Consider the following 15426-nt stretch of genomic DNA (forward strand, 5'->3'; position numbering starts at 1 on the left):
GTCGCCGTCATCGGGGCCACACGGCGGGGTCGGGGACGAACCGGACCTGCAGCACACCGTCGCGCAGCGCGGCCCCCTCCACGGTGCAGCGGCGCAGCGCGGAGGGCAGTGGCAGGACGCGCCGGTGGCCCTCGGCGTCCACGACGAGTTCGTCGCCGCGCCGGACGAGGTCCACGGTGTGCCGCAGCGCGCCGGGAAGCGGCAGCAGCCACAGGAAGTGGCCCTCGGCCGCGAGCCGGTCCTCGGTGGTCCAGGGCGGCGCGGCGGGGCCCTCGGCGGCCGGGGCGGGCGGCTCGGCCGCGAGCCGCGCCAGGTCCTCGGTCCCGCGCGGTTCGCGTCCCAGGTGCGGCAGTTCGTGCAGGGAGGTCCCCGTGCCCGCGATCTCGGCGCGCAGGGCGCGCAGTTCCTTGCGCTGCAGGCCCGACAGTTCGGCCAGCCACGGGTCGGGCGAGTGCGCGGGCAGCAGCCGGTTGGCCACGACCGCCTCCAGCCGGTGGCCGTACAGGGCGAGGCCGGCCCGGGCGTGGCGCACCGCCTCGGCGGCGTGCGCGCCGGGCTCGACCACCAGCCGTACGGTCGTTGCCGCGTCCTCCACCACCGCCTGGGCGGCGCCCAGTTCGCGGTCGGCACGGGCGGCGGCCTCGTACGCCCAGGGGCCGGGCGCGGGGACGCCGGCGAGCTGGGCGAGCATCGGGCGCAGGGCGCGGGCGGCCTGGCGCTGCTCGGGCAGCAGCCGGGCGAGGTAGCGGCGCAGTTGCTCCGGCAGGGCGAGCGCGGCGAGGGCGGCGCGCACCGGCGGGAGGTCGACCACGACCAGGTCCCAGCCGTCCGCGGTGTCGCGCAGGGCGCGCAGCAGCGCGAGCGGTTCCGCGCCGGGGAGTTCCGTGAGCTCCTCGGGGTCCAGCGGCGCGGCGCCGAGCAGTTCGAGCAGCGCGCCGACCCGGCCCTGGAACTCGATGGCGTCGGCGCGGAAGGAGGCGGCCGGGTCGATCCGGCCGGCCCACAGCCCGGGCACGGAGGGGACGGGGGCCGCGGAGACGGCGCGGCCGGCGCTCGGGCCGGACCCGTCGGGGACGGTGCCGGCACCGACGGCGGTGCCGAGGACGCGTGCCAGCGCCTCGCCGCGGTCCGCGGACAGCACCAGGACCCGGCGCCCGGGTGCGGCCGCGGTCACGGCGGTGGCGGCCGCGACGGTGGTGCGGCCCGCGCCGCCCGCGCCGGTGACCAGGACCGTGCGCACGTCAGTCCTGGGACTCGACGCGCTTCTTCAGGCCGGCCAGCGCCCGGTCGATGATGACCTTCTCGGCCTTGCGCTTGATCATGCCGAGCATGGGGATCTTGACGTCGACGGTCAGCTGGTAGGTGACCTCGGTGCGCTTGCCGTCCTCGACCGGGGCGAGGATGTAGGCGCCGTCCAGCACGCGCAGCATCTGGGACTTGACCAGCGTCCAGTGCACCTCGCTGGTGCCGACCCAGGTGTAGGCGAGCGTGTGGTCGTCCTTGATCGCACCGGCGTCGAGGAGGAGGCGGACCTGCTCGGCGCGGCCCTGGGCGTCGGCGGCGAGGATCTCTGCCTCCTTCACCTCCCCGGTCCACTCCGGGTAGCGGGCGAAGTCGGAGATGACACCCATGACATCGGCCGGGGCCGCGTCGATCGTGATGCTGGACCTCGTGTGTTCCGCCATCTCCGTGGCCCCTCCGGGACGTCGCTGCCTGTGCCTGCTGTCGTGTGTCTGCCGGTGAAGGCTACCGCCTGGTCGGGCGCCCGCAGACCTCCGGGGCGGTCACCATTGCAGCGCCCACGGCGTTCTCCTGGAGTTGAAGTGACCGACGTTCACGCATTCGGTCGTGCCGATCCGCATCCGGGGCACCAGAGGCTGGTGGACGTGCCCGAAGAGCGCGTACTTGGGCCGGATGCTGCGGATCGCGTCGAGCAGGGCCTCGCTGCCGCGTTCGAAGCGGCGGGCGACGGTGTCGTAGCAGAGCTCGGGCACGGCGGGCGGGATGTGCGAGCACAGCACGTCGACCTTGCCGAGGGCGGCCACCTTGGCGGCGTAGGTCTCGTCGTCGATCTCGTACGGGGTGCGGTAGGCCGTGCGCAGGCCGCCGCCGACGAACCCGAAGACCAGGCCGCCGATCTCGGCGGTGGCGCCGTCCAGCACCGTCGTACCGGGCCCGGCGTACTCCGCCCACAGCGCGGGGATGTCGACGTTCCCGTAGGTGGCGTACGTCGGTGCGGGGAAGGCGGCGAACAGTTCGGCGTACTGGCGGCGCACGGCGGCCTCGATGGCGGTGCGCCGGTCGGTGCCGAGGCCGTCCCACAGCTCGCGGTCCAGGGCCCGGGCCTCGTCCCAGCGCAGCGCGGTGCGCAGGGCGACCATGCGGGAGGCGTTCTCGGCGCCGAACAGGTCGGGGAAGATGCCGCGCGAGTGGTCCGCGTAGTCCAGGAAGAGGACGAGGTCCCCGAGGCAGATCAGGGCGTCGGCCCCGTCCCCGGCCTTGGCGAGCGCCTCGGCGGCGCCGTGGACATCACTGACGACATGGACGCGCATGACGATCACTCTAGGACGCCGGGACCCGCCGCGGGCGGCGAGTGCCGGGACGCTTGTTACCTGCGGGTCATAAAAGGCCTCGACTAGGCTTCCAACCAGTGGATACGCGCTGCGCCGCAGCCGGCCGCCGGTGTGTGACGACGGTGTGACACACAAAACATCTACACGGCACCCCCTACCGCTGGAGCTTTACCGGTGGGTAACGTCCGGGCAGTCCGCTCCACTGTTCAACGCCGCAGTGGACGCAGCCAGCACCGCCGCCGGCGCCGATGAGGAGCAGCAGTCTTGCGCGAGTTCAGCCTTCCGGCTCTTTACGAGGTCCCCGCGGACGGCAATCTGACGGATCTCATCCGCCGCAACGCCGCTCAGCACCCGGACGTTGCCGTCATCGCCCGCAAGACCGCCGCCGGGGACTGGGCGGACGTCACCGCCACCGCCTTCCTCGCCGAGGTCCGCGCGGTCGCCAAGGGCCTGATCGCCTCGGGCGTGCAGCCCGGCGACCGGGTCGCCCTGATCTCCCGCACCCGGTACGAGTGGACCCTGTTCGACTTCGCCGTCTGGAGCGCGGGCGCGGTCACCGTCCCGGTCTACGAGACCTCCTCGGCCGAGCAGATCGAGTGGATCCTCTCCGACTCCGGCGCCGTGGCCACCATCGTGGAGAGCGAGGCGCACGAGAAGTCGGTGGAGTCCGTCCGGGAGCGCCTGCCGCAGCTGAAGCACGTGTGGCGCATCGAGGGCGGCGCCGTGGAGACGCTGACCGCCACCGGGACCGACATCGCCGAGGCGACGGTCGACGAGCGCGGCGCGTTCGCCAAGGCCGACTCCCCCGCCACGATCGTCTACACGTCGGGCACCACCGGCCGCCCCAAGGGGTGCGTGCTCAGCCACCGCGCCTTCTTCGCCGAGTGCGGCAACGTGGTGGAGCGGCTCAAGCCGCTGTTCCGGACCGGCGACTCCTCGGTGCTGCTCTTCCTGCCGCTGGCGCACGTCTTCGGCCGGCTGGTCGAGGTGGCCAGTGTGATGGCCCCGATCAAGCTCGGGCACGTCAGCGACATCAAGAACCTCACCGGCGAGCTGTCCTCGTTCCGGCCGACGATGCTGCTGGGTGTGCCGCGCGTCTTCGAGAAGGTCTACAACTCCGCCCGCGCGCAGGCGCAGGCGGGCGGCAAGGGCAAGGTCTTCGACAAGGCGTCCGACGTCGCGATCGAGTTCAGCCGCGCGCTGGACTCGGCGAACGGGCCCTCGCTCGCCCTGCGCTTCAAGCACAAGGTCTTCGACCGGCTGGTCTACAGCAAGCTGCGCGCTGTCCTCGGCGGCCGCGCCGAGTACTCCATCTCCGGCGGCGCGCCGCTCGGCGAGCGGCTCGGCCACTTCTACCGGGGCATCGGCTTCACCGTCCTGGAGGGCTACGGCCTGACCGAGTCCTGTGCGGCCACGGCCTTCAACCCCTGGGACCGTACGAAGATCGGCACCGTCGGCCAGCCGCTGCCCGGCTCCACGGTCCGCATCGCCGACGACGGCGAAGTGCTGCTCCACGGCGAGCACCTGTTCAGCGGCTACTGGAACAACGAGGCCGCGACGGCGGAGGCCGTCACCGACGGCTGGTTCCACAGCGGCGACATCGGCGCGCTGGACGAGGACGGCTACATCACCATCACCGGCCGCAAGAAGGAGATCATCGTCACGGCGGGCGGCAAGAACGTCGCCCCGGCGGTGATCGAGGACCGCATCCGCGCCCACGCCCTGGTCGCGGAGTGCATGGTGGTCGGCGACGGCCGGCCCTTCATCGGCGCGCTGGTGACCCTGGACGAGGAGTTCCTGCCCCGCTGGGCCGAGCAGCACGACAAGGCCGGCCGCACGGCGGCGGAGCTGCGCGAGGACCCGGAGCTGCTGGCCGAGGTGCAGTCGGCGATCGACGACGGCAACGCCGCGGTGTCCAAGGCCGAGTCGGTGAAGAAGTTCCGCATCCTGGCGACGCAGTTCACCGAGGAGTCCGGGCACGTGACGCCGTCGCTGAAGCTGAAGCGCAATGTGGTGCTGCGGGAGTTCGCGGACGAGATCGCCGCGATCTACGCCAAGTGAGTCCCGCGCGTCCCGCTCGTTCCTGAGTCGACCACGGCCGCCGTACGCCTCGCGCGTGCGGCGGCCGGCGGCGTTCACGGGCCCGAGGGGCTGAGGGCCTCAGCGCCTGAGGGCCTCAGCGCCTGCCACCGAACAGCCTTCTACAGAAGGGCCTTCAGCCGGTCGGCGAGCAGGTCCCAGCGCCAGGCGTCCTCGACCCACTTGCGCCCGCGTTCGCCCATCCGCTGCCGCAGTTCGGCGTCGCCGAGCAGGGCCAGGATGCGGTCCGCCGCGTCCTCCGGCACGCCGCCGCGCACCACCCAGCCGGTCTCGCCGTCCAGCACCGCGTCCGGCGCGCCGCCGGAGTCGCCGGCCACCACCGGCAGCCCGGTCGCGGACGCCTCCAGGTAGACGATGCCGAGCCCCTCGACGTCCAGCCCGCGGCGCCGGGTGCGGCAGGGCATGGCGAAGACGTCGCCCGCGCCGAAGTGCGCGGGCAGTTCCTCCCAGGGCACCGCCCCGGTGAAGACGACGGAGTCGGTCACCCCGGTCTCCGCCGCGAGCCGCTTCAGCTCGTTCGCGTACGGGCCGCCGCCGACGACCAGCAGCACCGCGTCAGGCTGGACGGCCAGGATGCGCGGGAGCGCGAGGATCAGGGTGTCCTGGCCCTTGCGCGGCACCAGGCGGGACACGCACACGATCACCGGCCGGTCGGCCAGCCCGAGCCGGGCCCGGACCTTGTCGCCGCCGGAGGCGGGGTGGAAGGTCTTCTCGTCGACCCCCGGCGGCAACTGCACCATGCGCGCCGCGGCGCCCGGGGTGAGCGCGGGAGCGATCCGCGACCGGGTGTACTCACCCAGATAGGTGATGGTGTCGGTGCCCTCGCCGATCCGGCGCAGCAGTTGACGGCTCGCGGGCAACTGCGCCCACCCCGCCTCGTGGCCGTGCGTCGTCGCCACGATCCGCCGGGCCCCGGCCTTCCGCAGCGCGGGCGCCATCAGGCCCAGCGGCGCCGCCGCGCCGAACCACACCGACGTGCAGCCGTGCTCGCGCAGCAGCCCCGCGGCCCGCCCGGTCACGCGCGGGGTCGGCAGCAGCATCGACGTACGATCGCGGACGACGGGGAAGGGCTGCTCGGCGTCAAAGCGGGCGACCTCTGAGCCGTCGCGCCACGTGGAGGCGTACACCACGACCTGCCCGGGGTCCAGGCGCAGCGCCATGCTGTGCACGAAGGCCTGGATGCCGCCGGGGCGGGGCGGGAAGTCATTCGTGACGATCAAGGTCTTGTCCATACGGCGCCGAGCGTAGCGCTTGGCGGCCCCGGCAACCGACCGCGGCCGCGAATGCGTCCTTGAGAACCGGGGCCCGTCCACAGGCGCGACCGGCATCGTGCATCATCTCAGCAGAAGCGAAACGACGAGGTGGACATGGCAGGCAGTAACGGCGGGAGGTCCCGGGTGGGACCCGTCCTCGCCTGGGTGATCACCCGGATCGTGCTGCTGCTGTGCGTGTTCAAGGTGTTCAGCGTGTCGCCGCTCGACGTCACCAGCGACGTCTCGGCGATCTACCACGGCTGGTACGAAGTGCTGCGCTCCGGCACCTTCCCGCTCCACGACGTCACCTGGCAGTACCCGCCCGCCGCGGCACTGGCGGTGCTCTCCCCCGGGCTGCTGCCCTTCCTCGACTACACCACCGCCTTTTTCTGGCTCGCCTGTGCGGCCGACGCCGTCACCTTCGCCGTGCTGCTGCGCGGCTCGCGCGGCGAGGGGCGCCGGCAGGCGGGCGTCTGGGTCTGGGTGGTCGGCGTGCCGCTGCTGGGACCGACCGCCTACGCCCGGTACGACGTGATGGTCACCGCCGTGGCCGTGGCCGCGATGCCGGCGACGGTGCGGCGGCCCAAGGTCGCCGGCGCGCTCATCGCGTTCGCCGCGATGCTCAAGGTCTGGCCGGTGCTGCTGCTCACCGGGGTGCGGGACCGGCGGGTGTGGGCGGCGGCGGTGGCCTCGGCGGCCGTCCTCGCGCTGGGCTTCTGGCTGTGGATGCCGGGGGCCTTCGCGTTCCTGCGGTTCCAGGGCGAGCGGGGCACCGAGATCGAGTCGCTGGGCTCCCTGGTCTTCCACTTCGCCCGGCACCACGGCTGGCAGGGCCAGGTACTGCTCAACTACGGCTCCGTGGAGTTCCTCGGCCCCTACGTCGGCCTGGTGAGCGACATCGCGCTCACGCTCACCGTCACGGCCTTCGCCTGGCTGCTGCTGTGGCGGGTGCGGGCCCGCACCCTCGGAGCGGCGACGCCCTTCGACGCGGCCTTCACGGCGGTCCTGCTGTTCACCACGACCAGCAGGGTCATCAGCCCCCAGTACATGATCTGGCTGATCGGCATGGCCGCCGTCTGCCTCACGCTGCGTGCGAGCGTCATGGCCCTGCCCGCGGGGCTCGTGGTCGCCGCCACGGCCGTCACCCTCTACGAGTTCCCGATCCGCTTCGGCGACGTCGTCGGCAGCAGCCCGCTCGGGATCACGCTCCTCGTGCTCCGCAACGGCCTGCTCGTCGCCGCCTGCCTCATCGCCTGCCGCCGCCTGTGGACCGCCACGGCCCGCGACCCCGGCCCCTTCCCCGCCGCCCCCGCGGACCGTCCCGCCTCCGAGACGGAACCGGAGCCCGACGGCGGCCGCGAGCTCCTCACCTGGTGACGCCACACCCCTGACGGGGGGCTCACCGCCCCGGGAAGCGTGGGCCCGGGCAATGCGCCGGCCCGTCCGGGCGCGCGGAACGACCGCTCCGCCGGGCGGAGCACCAGCGGGCACCAGCCCAAAGCGGCACGGCGCCGGCCGAAGGCCCCTGGAGCGCGAGGAGTTCGGCCGGGCGCTGCACGGAGCAAGGCCGTGCGCTCGCCCTTTGCGCGCCCACGGCCCCGGCCCGCCGGCCGAAGGCTCCTGCGGAGCCCCAGCAGGCGACCGGCTCCTCCGCACTCCCGTGCGGCGCGCACCTCGCCCGTGTGCCGGCAAGCGGCGTGAGGTGCTCGCGGCTCAGGCGGCGGGCGTCGCGAAGGTGCGGGCGGCGGCGATGCGCTGGACGGGGGTGGGGTGGGTGCCGAAGAGGAGGTGGAGGGCGCGCGGGGGGTCGGGGTCGGAGACGTTGGCGACCGTGAGGCGGCGTTGCATGGCGATGAACTCGGCCGGGTCGCCGGTGAGTTCGAGGGCGTGGCGGTCCGCGCGGCGTTCGGCGCGGCGGCTGACGGCGCAGCCGAGGGGGCCGGCCAGTGCGGAGCCGACGGCCGCCGCCGCGGCGAGCAGGAAGAGGCCGCGGGGGTCGTCGGCGGCATAGGGGGAGGCGGCGGCGAGGAAGGCGGCCAGGACGCAGACGCCCGCGGCGGCGCCGAGCGCTCCGAAGAGGGTGCCGCGCAGGACGTCGCGGTGCTTGACGTGGCCGAGTTCGTGGGCGACGACGAGGGCCACCTCGCCGGCCGGGGCGGTCGTCAGGAGGGTGTCGTAGGCGACGATGCGCCGGGTCCTGCCGAAGCCGGAGACGTACGCGTTGAGGGCGGTCGTGCGGCGTGAGGCGTCCGCGACCAGGACGTCGCGCACCGGGACGCCGTCGCGTGCGGCCAGTTCCAGCAGCGCGTCGCGCAAGGGCCCGGCGTCCATGGGCCGGAAGCGGTTGAAGAGCGGTTCGAGGACGACGGGGGCGAGCCAGGACAGCGCCACGGCCGCACAGGCCGCGCCGAGGGCGGCCCAGGCCCAGCCGAGCCCGTAGAAGCCGTACAGGGCGGCGAGGACGAGCGGCACGGAGACCATGAGGCCGCGCGCGACGTCGGCCGCCCAGCCGCCCCAGCCCTGGGTCACCAGGCCGTAGCGGTGGCGGACGACCCTCACCCGGGCGGAGAAGGGCAGTGTGACGGCCTGCCGGAGCACGACCAGGAGGAGCCCGCCGGCCAGGACGCGCAGTCCCCACGCGTCGCCGAACACCCCGGTCAGCGCGGCCCCCGCGGGGGTGAGGCCGAGGACGAGCAGGAGGGTGAGTCCGGCGAGGCGGCCGGCCATGACGGGCGGCAGCTGGGCCCGGCGCAGCGCCCTGCCGCGTTCGGTCTCGGCGGGGCTGAAGTCCTCGGTCATCCCAACTCCCGCTCGACGTAGGCGCGCCAGCGCGCGGTGAGCTCGTCCGTGCCGATCCCGAGCACACGGCGTGTGTCCGCACCGGCACGGTACAGGGCGACGAGGCGGGCGTCGCCCCATTGCTCCGCGATGAACCGGCAGGCCAGCCACGCGCCCTCGTAGGCCTGCGCCAGCCCGGCGGCCCGCGTGCCGAAGTCCGCGTCGGAGGGGAGCGCCCGGGGCACGCGGCCCGCGGCGACGTCGCGGGCGAGTTCGGGGGCGACGTCCGGTGCGGAGCGGCCGGTGCCGCGGTAGGCGACCCAGTCGGCGAAGCCCTCGGAGAGCCAGAGCGGGGTGCCGGGGGCCGTGGCGGAGCGGGTCGCCACATGGGTGGCCTCGTGGGTGAGCACGACGCGGCGGCCGAAGGCGGACAGCTCCCCGAAGGCCTCGGGGTTGACGATGACACGGCCGCCGGGGGCGTCCGAGGCGGGGCCGCCGGCCTCGCCCGTGGTGACGGCGGCGATGCCCTGGTAGGCGTCGGCGGGGGCGTCGAGCAGTTCGCCCATGCTCCGCAGCGACGCGGGGACCTCGACGACGATCCTGCCGCTCCAGCCGCGGGTCCCCCAGGCCCGCAGCACGGCGGGGACCGCCCGGTCGGCGTCGGCGGCGTACGACTTCAGCGAGGCGGTGCCCACGGTGCCGAGGACGAGGCTGTACGTGCCGCGCACCACCCGTACCGGGCCCTGCTCCCACAACTGGTCGCCGTCCGCGCCCTCGGCGGCGACGCGCCACCGGCCGTCGCCGCCCCGTCCCAGCCGCACCGACTCCTGCGCGGCGACGGGCGCGCTGTCGTACCCCTTGACGCGGTAGTCCAGTTCGACGCGGGCGGACGGCCGGTCGCCGCCGTCCACCGAGACGACCCGGTACGACCAGGAGGCCAGCGGCACGTCCGCCAGATTGCGGAAGACCTGCCGTTCGGCGGCCCGCCGGGCGGGCACCGCACCCGCGAGGTACGCCTGCTCGTCCCGGTCCAGCAGTGCCGCCGCCCGCCCGTCCAGCAGCCGCTGCACGGCCGTACGGTCCGGGCGGTCGCCGGAGGCGCCGATGGGCCCGCAGCCGGCCGACACCGCCGCGCAGCACAGCGCGGCGGCGGCGAGTTCGACGAGGGGACGAGGGATGCGGGCCACGCCGCCGATCGTACGGTCCCGCGGACGCGTGGATCGGAGCACGTGGGCCGGGTCACGCGGGCCGGGTCACCGCCGCGACCGGCATCATCCCGATCGGGTCGTAGCGCACGCGCGCCCCTGGGTAGGGGGCGTGCACGACCTGGCCGCTCCCGACGTACATGCCGACATGGCTGGCGTCGCCCCGGTAGACGACCAGGTCGCCGGGGCGTGCCTGGCTGAGCGGCACCTGCCGCCCGGCGTGCATCTGTGCCTGGGAGGTGCGCGGCAGCCCGACACCGGCCTGCCGGTACGCCCAGACCATGAGCCCGGAGCAGTCGAAGGCGCCGGGGCCGGTGCTGCCCCAGGCGTAGGGGGCGCCGACGACGGACCGCACGGCCGCGACGGCCGCGGCGGCGCGTGCGGAGGACGCCCCGAGGTCCGGGATGTCGATCAGCCGTCCGGAACGGGAGGCACGCTGCTCCAGGCGGGAGGCGAGCCGCTCCCGCTCCTCGTCGGAGAGGGAGTTGACCAGGCGTGCGGCGGCCATCAGCTTGCGCTGCACCGTCCTCTTGCGGGCGTTGAGCGTGGTGCGGGCCTGCTCCAGCTCCACCAGCCGGCCCGCGGCCTGCGTGCGTTCCTGGTCCAGTACCCGCTGGGCGTCGCGCAGTTCGCCGAGCCGGGCGTTGCCGCGGCTGCTGATCCGGTCCACGGTGGCGGCCCGGTCGAGGTAGGTGCCCGGATCGGGCGAGAGCAGCAGGGCGAGCGTGGGGTCCACTCCCCCACTGCGGTACTGGGCGCCGGCGAGCATGCCGAGGTCGTTGCGGAGCCCGTTGACCCGTTCCTGGCCGCGTGCGGCGCGGTCCTGCAGGACCTCCACCTGGCCGCGGAGTTGCTCCGAGCGCTCCTTGGCCGCGTTGAACTGCTCGGTGGCCCGCTCGGCCTGCTCGTAGAGGTGGTCGATGCGGGTGGCCACGTCGGTCGCGGTGTCCGCGGGCCGGGCCTGCGCGTTCGGCGCGGAGGCGGCACCCGCCACCGCCGCGGCGGTGGCGGCAGCGGCGGTCAGGACCGTGACCCGTGCGGTACGGGGGCCCTGGCCGGGCTGCGGAATGCGTCGATGGGAAGGCACGTCGACCGACAGTAGTCAGCCGCGCACGCGGAGTTCAAAGACCCGGGGACGCGCAAAGGCCGGGCGACGCCCCACTTGTGCAGGTCACCGCCCGGCCGTCACCGTACGAGATCACCCGATAGGTTCAACCGGACCGCTCGGATGGTGATGAGATGCGGATCAGATGCGGACGCCGAACTGGAACGGCATGTTGTTGATCGACTCGTAGCGGACGACCGTGCCGGTGCGCGGCGCGTGCAGGACCATGCCGTTGCCCGCGTAGAGCGCAACGTGGTGCTGGTCGCCGTAGAAGATGACCAGGTCGCCGGGCATCAGCTCGCTCATCGACAGGTGCGTGCCGGCGTACGCCTGGGACTGGGAGGTCCGGGGTATGGAGACACCGGCCTGGGCGTAGGCCCAGGAGGTGAGGCCGGAGCAGTCGAAGGAGCTGGGGCCGGTGGCGCCGTAGACGTACGGCGAGCCGAGCTTGCTCTGGGCGGCCGAGAGCGCGGCGGCGGCGCGGCCGGAGGCCGGGGTGTCGTTGCCCAGGTTGACCCGCTCGTTGCTGCGGCTGGCACGCGCGTCCGCGGCGGCGACCGCCGCGCGCTGGGCGGCGGTCAGCGAGTTGAGCAACCGCTGCGCCTCGGCCAGCTTGCCCTGGACTTCCTTCTTCTTCTTGCCCAGTTCGGTGCGGGTCTGGTCGAGCTCGGAGAGCTTGCTCGCCGCTTCCGCCTTCTGCTGGTTGAGCGTGCGCTTCTTCTCCGCGATCTGCTGGAGACCTTCGGCCTGCTTGGTGCTCACCTGGTCGAGGGTGGACGCCTTGTCGAGGTAGCTGTCCGGGTCGGCGGAGAGGAAGAGCTGCAGCGTCGGGTCGATGCCGCCGCTGCGGTACTGGGCGCTGGCGAGGGTGCCGAGGTCGTCCTGGAGGTCGTTGAGCCCGGCCTGCTCGCGGGCCACCTCATCCTGGATGTCCTCGACCTGCTTCTGCAGCTGCTGCTGCTTCTCCTTGGCACCGTTGAACTTCTCGGTCGCCTGCTCGGCCTGCTCGTACAGGGCGTCGACCTTGGCCTTGACGCTCTTGACGGACTGCTTGGCGGGAGCGGCCTGGGCGGCCTGGGCGGAGAGCGCCACGGCTGCGGCGGCGGTCGCGGTGAGCACAGTGACACGTGCGCGACTGGTCTGCTTGGGTCGACGGTGGGACGCCACTCGGGCGAGCTCCTTCTTCCTCCAGCCGCCTGCCGCGTGCATCGGGAACCACGGTTCCCCGGCCCCGAGCGTCGGCGTCCCCCGTCGTACGCACGCCACTTCGGATCGGCGGGACCTCCGCTGCCACCCTGATTGGGTGATCGACTGCGCAGAGGTTCGAGGCCTGACCCTAGTGACCATCTTGTGATCGGATCAAATCTCTGAAGGAAAAAAGTCATTCACTCGCGTTTTCTTTACACACATCGCACGCGCTGTGATGGTGAGTTGACGCAGAGCTCCGAAAAACCGCCCCACCCGCCCCACGGTGTGCTCCAGGTCACACCCGGGCAAGTCGCTTGAGCAACAAGGTGGATGCGACGGGTCGCGCGCCGGCGCGAGCCACCCCGTCCGCGACCTCACGGTCGGACGAAACCACCACAATCGGACGACCGGGAGGTTCCGCCCGAACCAGACGCCGGATCAACTCGTCAGCCGTCTCACCGGCCTTGCTGAACAGCACCCGCACCCCGCGCGGCGGGGCGAGCAGCACCGGCGCGTCCAGGTCCGCGCCGTCGAAGACACAGGTGACCTCCGCGCCGCTCTGCGCGGCCAGCACCGCCAGGCCACCCAGCAGCCGCAGCCGCTGCTTCTCCAACGGCAGGGCGGGATAACCGGTCTTCGTGACGTTGTAGCCGTCGATGACCAGATGGGCCTGCGGGAGCGCGAGCAACTGGTCCAGCAGCGCCGGGTCGTCCTCCGACAGGGCGCGGCGCGCGATGTCCTTCGGGCTGATCGCCCCCGGCGCCACCGCGTCCACGGTGTCGGCAGGGCGCACGCCCAGGGTGTCGCGCGGCGGCAGCGCCAGCTCCCGGCGCAGTCCGGACGCGGCGTCCAGCACGGTGTCGAGCAGCAGTCGCAGCCGCATGTCCTCTACGGTGCGCCCCTCGCGCGCCGCCCGGCGGCCCGCCTCGACCGCCGACTCCGCCTCGGCCAGCCGGGCCCGCAGCCGGCGTGCCTCGCCGTCAGCGGCCGCCTTGTCCGCCGCGGCGGACGAACGCGTCTCGTCCAGTTCGGCCTCGACCTTGCGCAGCGCCGCCTCGGCGCGCTTCACATCGCTGGCGGCGCTGCGCAGTTTGCGCTGCAGCGACTCCGCCTCCTTGCGGGCCGCGTCCAGGTCGGCGCGGGCCCGGAGGGCCTCGGTGCGGGACTGCGCCCGTACCTCGTCGAGTTCGGTCCTCAGCTTCCGCAGTTCACGCAGCGCTTCCTCGCCGGCCCGCTCCGCGCCGGCGCGCTGCGCCTCCTCGCCGGCGGCGGCGACCAGCTTCGCCCAGCCCGCGGGCCGCAGCAGATAGGCGGCCGCGGCCACATCGAGCGGATCCACGGCCGGCGGCGGGGTGCCTGCGTCCAGCGCCTCGCACAGATCGGGCTCCGCCTCGCGCAGCCGTCCGGCGACGCGCTGCCGGAAGGCGGGATCGCTCTCCAGCGCGGTGGCCAGAGCGGTGGCCGCGAACTTGGCACGGCGACTCGGGGTGAACCGGGCGTAGGGGCGCAGCACCGCGGGCAGCTCGCCCAGGGTCAGCCCGCCGAAGGCATCGGCCGCCAGCGAGACCACGCGGTGGCGCACGCCCTCGGGCAGCGGACGGTCGAGGGCCTCGGGCGGGGCCGAGCCGTCCGGGGCAGCCGGAGCCGCGGGCCCGGCCGCCTCGTCGCCGTGGCCCGGATTACCGCCGGTCCGGTCCACCAGTCACTCCTGTCCAGTTCTTCGGCGCCTCCCCGGCCCCGCTCGGCCTCTCGGGCCACGCCGCGCCCCTCCATTGTCCCCGGCGGCGGTCAGGCCTGCGCAGCCGCCGCGTCGGGACGGTCCACCAGCTCGACCCGGTCCACGGCGTTGCACCAGCGGCAGCGCACCGACTCGACGGTCTCGCTGAGCACCTCGCGCTCCTCGACCTTGGGCTCCCCCGCGAGGTCCAGGTGCACGTACTCGACGACCCTGCTGGACCGCGTGACGTCGAACCGGGTCAGATTTCCGCAGAGGGTGCAGCGCCACCGGGTCGTGGACGTCGGCAGTGGAACCGTCATCGGATCTGCTCCTAGGTCGCGCGTTTGCGTTCCGGTCACCCTACGGCCTCGGCGGGATCCGGCGCTGCGGCGAGGCGTCCTGTGCCCGTTACACCCGTTCCGTCATGATCGATCCATGGTCATCCCGGTGTACGACAAGAACCCTGTCCGCCGCAGACCCGTGGTGACGTACGCCCTGATCGGGCTGTGCGTGGCGGTCTTCCTGATCGGCCCGGCCTCCGGGCTCAACCCCGTGTACGGCACCGGCCACGAGCTGGCGTGCGCCCAGGCCTCGTACTTCGCCCGGTGGGGTGTCATTCCCGCGGAACTGTGGCACGGGCGTGTCCCCGCCGCGTCGGTCGTGATGCCGACCGGGTGCCCCCCGCCGGGCGACCTCGGACGATCGCCCTTCGTCTCGGTGCTCACGGCGCTTTTCGTGCACGGGAGTTGGGTGCACCTGCTGGGCAACATGCTGTTCTTCTACGTCTTCGGCGACAACGTCGAGAACCGCATGGGCCGGCTGCGCTACCTCGTCTTCTACGTGGTGTGCGGCTACCTGGCCACCTACGGCTACGCCCTGGCGCACACCACATCCACCCAGGCACTGGTCGGCGCGTCCGGCGCCATCTCCGGCGTGCTCGGCGCGTACCTCTACCTCTATCCCCGGGCACGCGTGACCAGTCTCTTCCCCTTCCTCTTCTTCCTGCCGCTGCGCTTCCCCGCGTGGATGGTGCTGGTCTTCTGGTTCGTGCTGCAGTCCCTCGCCGGGCAGGCCCCCCAGTCCGGCCCGGGCGTGGCGTACCTGGCGCACATCACCGGCTTCCTCTTCGGTTTCCTGTGCGCCTGGGGGTGCTACCGGGCAAGGCCTAAGCTTGAGGCCGCAGCCAGGGCGACCCAAGGAGACCTACAACCGTGATCACCGCGATCGTGCTCATCAAGACCAGCGTCGACCGGATCCCCGAGATCGCGCAGTCCATCGCGGCGCTCGACAGCGTCAGCGAGGTCTACTCCGTCACCGGCACGTACGACCTGGTCGCCATGGTCCGGGTCGCCCAGCACGACCAGCTCGCGGACGTCATCCCCGGCCGCATCAGCAAGATCCCGGGCGTCGAGGCCACCGACACGCACGTGGCCTTCCGCACCTACTCCCAGCACGACCTCGAGGCCGCCTTCGCCATCGGCCTCGACTCCTAGGTTCCCGGCAGCCG

At 73.4% G+C, this 15426-nt stretch carries 14 protein-coding genes; 4 read left to right on the forward strand and 10 right to left on the reverse strand.

What is annotated here, in order from left to right; all coding sequences use genetic code 11:
* Nucleotides 1-7: 7 nt before the first annotated feature.
* From ACFYXS_RS24025 to ACFYXS_RS24035, 3 genes are all read right to left on the reverse strand, one after another.
* Complete coding sequence (locus tag ACFYXS_RS24025; RefSeq protein ID WP_389251428.1) at nucleotides 8-1240, reverse strand: ArsA family ATPase; 1233 nt, start codon at nucleotides 1238-1240, stop codon at nucleotides 8-10.
* A gap of 1 nt (nucleotide 1241) precedes the next feature.
* Nucleotides 1242-1685 (reverse strand): SRPBCC family protein, encoded by a 444-nt coding sequence (locus ACFYXS_RS24030; RefSeq protein ID WP_389251430.1) that lies wholly within the window; start codon nucleotides 1683-1685, stop codon nucleotides 1242-1244.
* Nucleotides 1686-1784: 99 nt separating this feature from the next.
* Nucleotides 1785-2552, reverse strand: coding sequence for a metallophosphoesterase (locus tag ACFYXS_RS24035; RefSeq protein WP_389251432.1), 768 nt, complete (start codon nucleotides 2550-2552; stop codon nucleotides 1785-1787).
* 285 nt (nucleotides 2553-2837) lie between these two features.
* Here ACFYXS_RS24035 and ACFYXS_RS24040 point away from each other — a divergent pair, with 285 nt between their 5' ends.
* On the forward strand, nucleotides 2838-4634 hold the full coding sequence (locus ACFYXS_RS24040) for an AMP-dependent synthetase/ligase (RefSeq protein WP_389251434.1): 1797 nt from the start codon (nucleotides 2838-2840) through the stop codon (nucleotides 4632-4634).
* A gap of 140 nt (nucleotides 4635-4774) precedes the next feature.
* Here the strand turns inward: ACFYXS_RS24040 and ACFYXS_RS24045 are convergent, their stop codons facing one another.
* Nucleotides 4775-5905: a glycosyltransferase family 4 protein gene (locus tag ACFYXS_RS24045; protein WP_389251436.1), complete on the reverse strand. Its 1131-nt coding sequence runs from the start codon at nucleotides 5903-5905 to the stop codon at nucleotides 4775-4777.
* 135 nt (nucleotides 5906-6040) lie between these two features.
* Between ACFYXS_RS24045 and ACFYXS_RS24050 the strand changes: the two genes are divergently transcribed.
* Nucleotides 6041-7303 carry a glycosyltransferase 87 family protein gene (locus ACFYXS_RS24050; protein ID WP_389251438.1) on the forward strand — a complete coding sequence of 421 codons (1263 nt, stop codon included), beginning with the start codon at nucleotides 6041-6043 and terminating at the stop codon, nucleotides 7301-7303.
* Nucleotides 7304-7639: 336 nt separating this feature from the next.
* Here ACFYXS_RS24050 and ACFYXS_RS24055 read toward each other — a convergent pair whose 3' ends face one another.
* The 6 genes from ACFYXS_RS24055 to ACFYXS_RS24080 form a co-directional block, all read right to left on the reverse strand.
* Nucleotides 7640-8725: a M48 family metalloprotease gene (locus tag ACFYXS_RS24055; protein ID WP_389251440.1), complete on the reverse strand. Its 1086-nt coding sequence runs from the start codon at nucleotides 8723-8725 to the stop codon at nucleotides 7640-7642.
* Complete coding sequence (locus ACFYXS_RS24060; RefSeq protein ID WP_389251442.1) at nucleotides 8722-9891, reverse strand: hypothetical protein; 1170 nt, start codon at nucleotides 9889-9891, stop codon at nucleotides 8722-8724. Before ACFYXS_RS24060 ends, ACFYXS_RS24055 begins: the two co-directional genes overlap by 4 nt.
* A gap of 52 nt (nucleotides 9892-9943) precedes the next feature.
* Entirely contained in the window at nucleotides 9944-10996 is a 1053-nt protein-coding gene (locus ACFYXS_RS24065) for an NlpC/P60 family protein (protein WP_389251445.1), read from the reverse strand.
* 159 nt (nucleotides 10997-11155) lie between these two features.
* On the reverse strand, nucleotides 11156-12181 hold the full coding sequence (locus ACFYXS_RS24070; RefSeq protein ID WP_389251447.1) for an NlpC/P60 family protein: 1026 nt from the start codon (nucleotides 12179-12181) through the stop codon (nucleotides 11156-11158).
* 316 nt (nucleotides 12182-12497) lie between these two features.
* Complete coding sequence (locus tag ACFYXS_RS24075) at nucleotides 12498-13901, reverse strand: NYN domain-containing protein (RefSeq protein ID WP_389251449.1); 1404 nt, start codon at nucleotides 13899-13901, stop codon at nucleotides 12498-12500.
* Nucleotides 13902-13990: 89 nt separating this feature from the next.
* Complete coding sequence (locus tag ACFYXS_RS24080) at nucleotides 13991-14239, reverse strand: hypothetical protein (RefSeq protein WP_384292321.1); 249 nt, start codon at nucleotides 14237-14239, stop codon at nucleotides 13991-13993.
* Between the two features lie 115 nt (nucleotides 14240-14354).
* Here ACFYXS_RS24080 and ACFYXS_RS24085 point away from each other — a divergent pair, with 115 nt between their 5' ends.
* Nucleotides 14355-15134: a rhomboid family intramembrane serine protease gene (locus ACFYXS_RS24085; protein WP_389251452.1), complete on the forward strand. Its 780-nt coding sequence runs from the start codon at nucleotides 14355-14357 to the stop codon at nucleotides 15132-15134.
* Entirely contained in the window at nucleotides 15131-15412 is a 282-nt protein-coding gene (locus ACFYXS_RS24090; RefSeq protein WP_319662123.1) for an Lrp/AsnC ligand binding domain-containing protein, read from the forward strand. The genes ACFYXS_RS24085 and ACFYXS_RS24090 overlap by 4 nt, the downstream gene beginning before the upstream one ends.
* Nucleotides 15413-15426: the final 14 nt, after the last annotated feature.

Source organism: Streptomyces sp. NPDC002574 (genome assembly GCF_042889545.1).
In the GTDB taxonomy this organism is placed as follows: Bacteria; Actinomycetota; Actinomycetes; order Streptomycetales; family Streptomycetaceae; genus Actinacidiphila.

Coding starts and splice junctions, on each gene's coding strand:
- ACFYXS_RS24030 (WP_389251430.1), bottom strand. CDS start 1,685: ATGGCGGAACACACGAGGTCCAGCATCACGATCGACGCGGCCCCGGCC.
- ACFYXS_RS24035 (WP_389251432.1), bottom strand. CDS start 2,552: ATGCGCGTCCATGTCGTCAGTGATGTCCACGGCGCCGCCGAGGCGCTC.
- ACFYXS_RS24045 (WP_389251436.1), bottom strand. CDS start 5,905: ATGGACAAGACCTTGATCGTCACGAATGACTTCCCGCCCCGCCCCGGC.
- ACFYXS_RS24050 (WP_389251438.1), top strand. CDS start 6,041: ATGGCAGGCAGTAACGGCGGGAGGTCCCGGGTGGGACCCGTCCTCGCC.
- ACFYXS_RS24055 (WP_389251440.1), bottom strand. CDS start 8,725: ATGACCGAGGACTTCAGCCCCGCCGAGACCGAACGCGGCAGGGCGCTG.
- ACFYXS_RS24080 (WP_384292321.1), bottom strand. CDS start 14,239: ATGACGGTTCCACTGCCGACGTCCACGACCCGGTGGCGCTGCACCCTC.
- ACFYXS_RS24085 (WP_389251452.1), top strand. CDS start 14,355: ATGGTCATCCCGGTGTACGACAAGAACCCTGTCCGCCGCAGACCCGTG.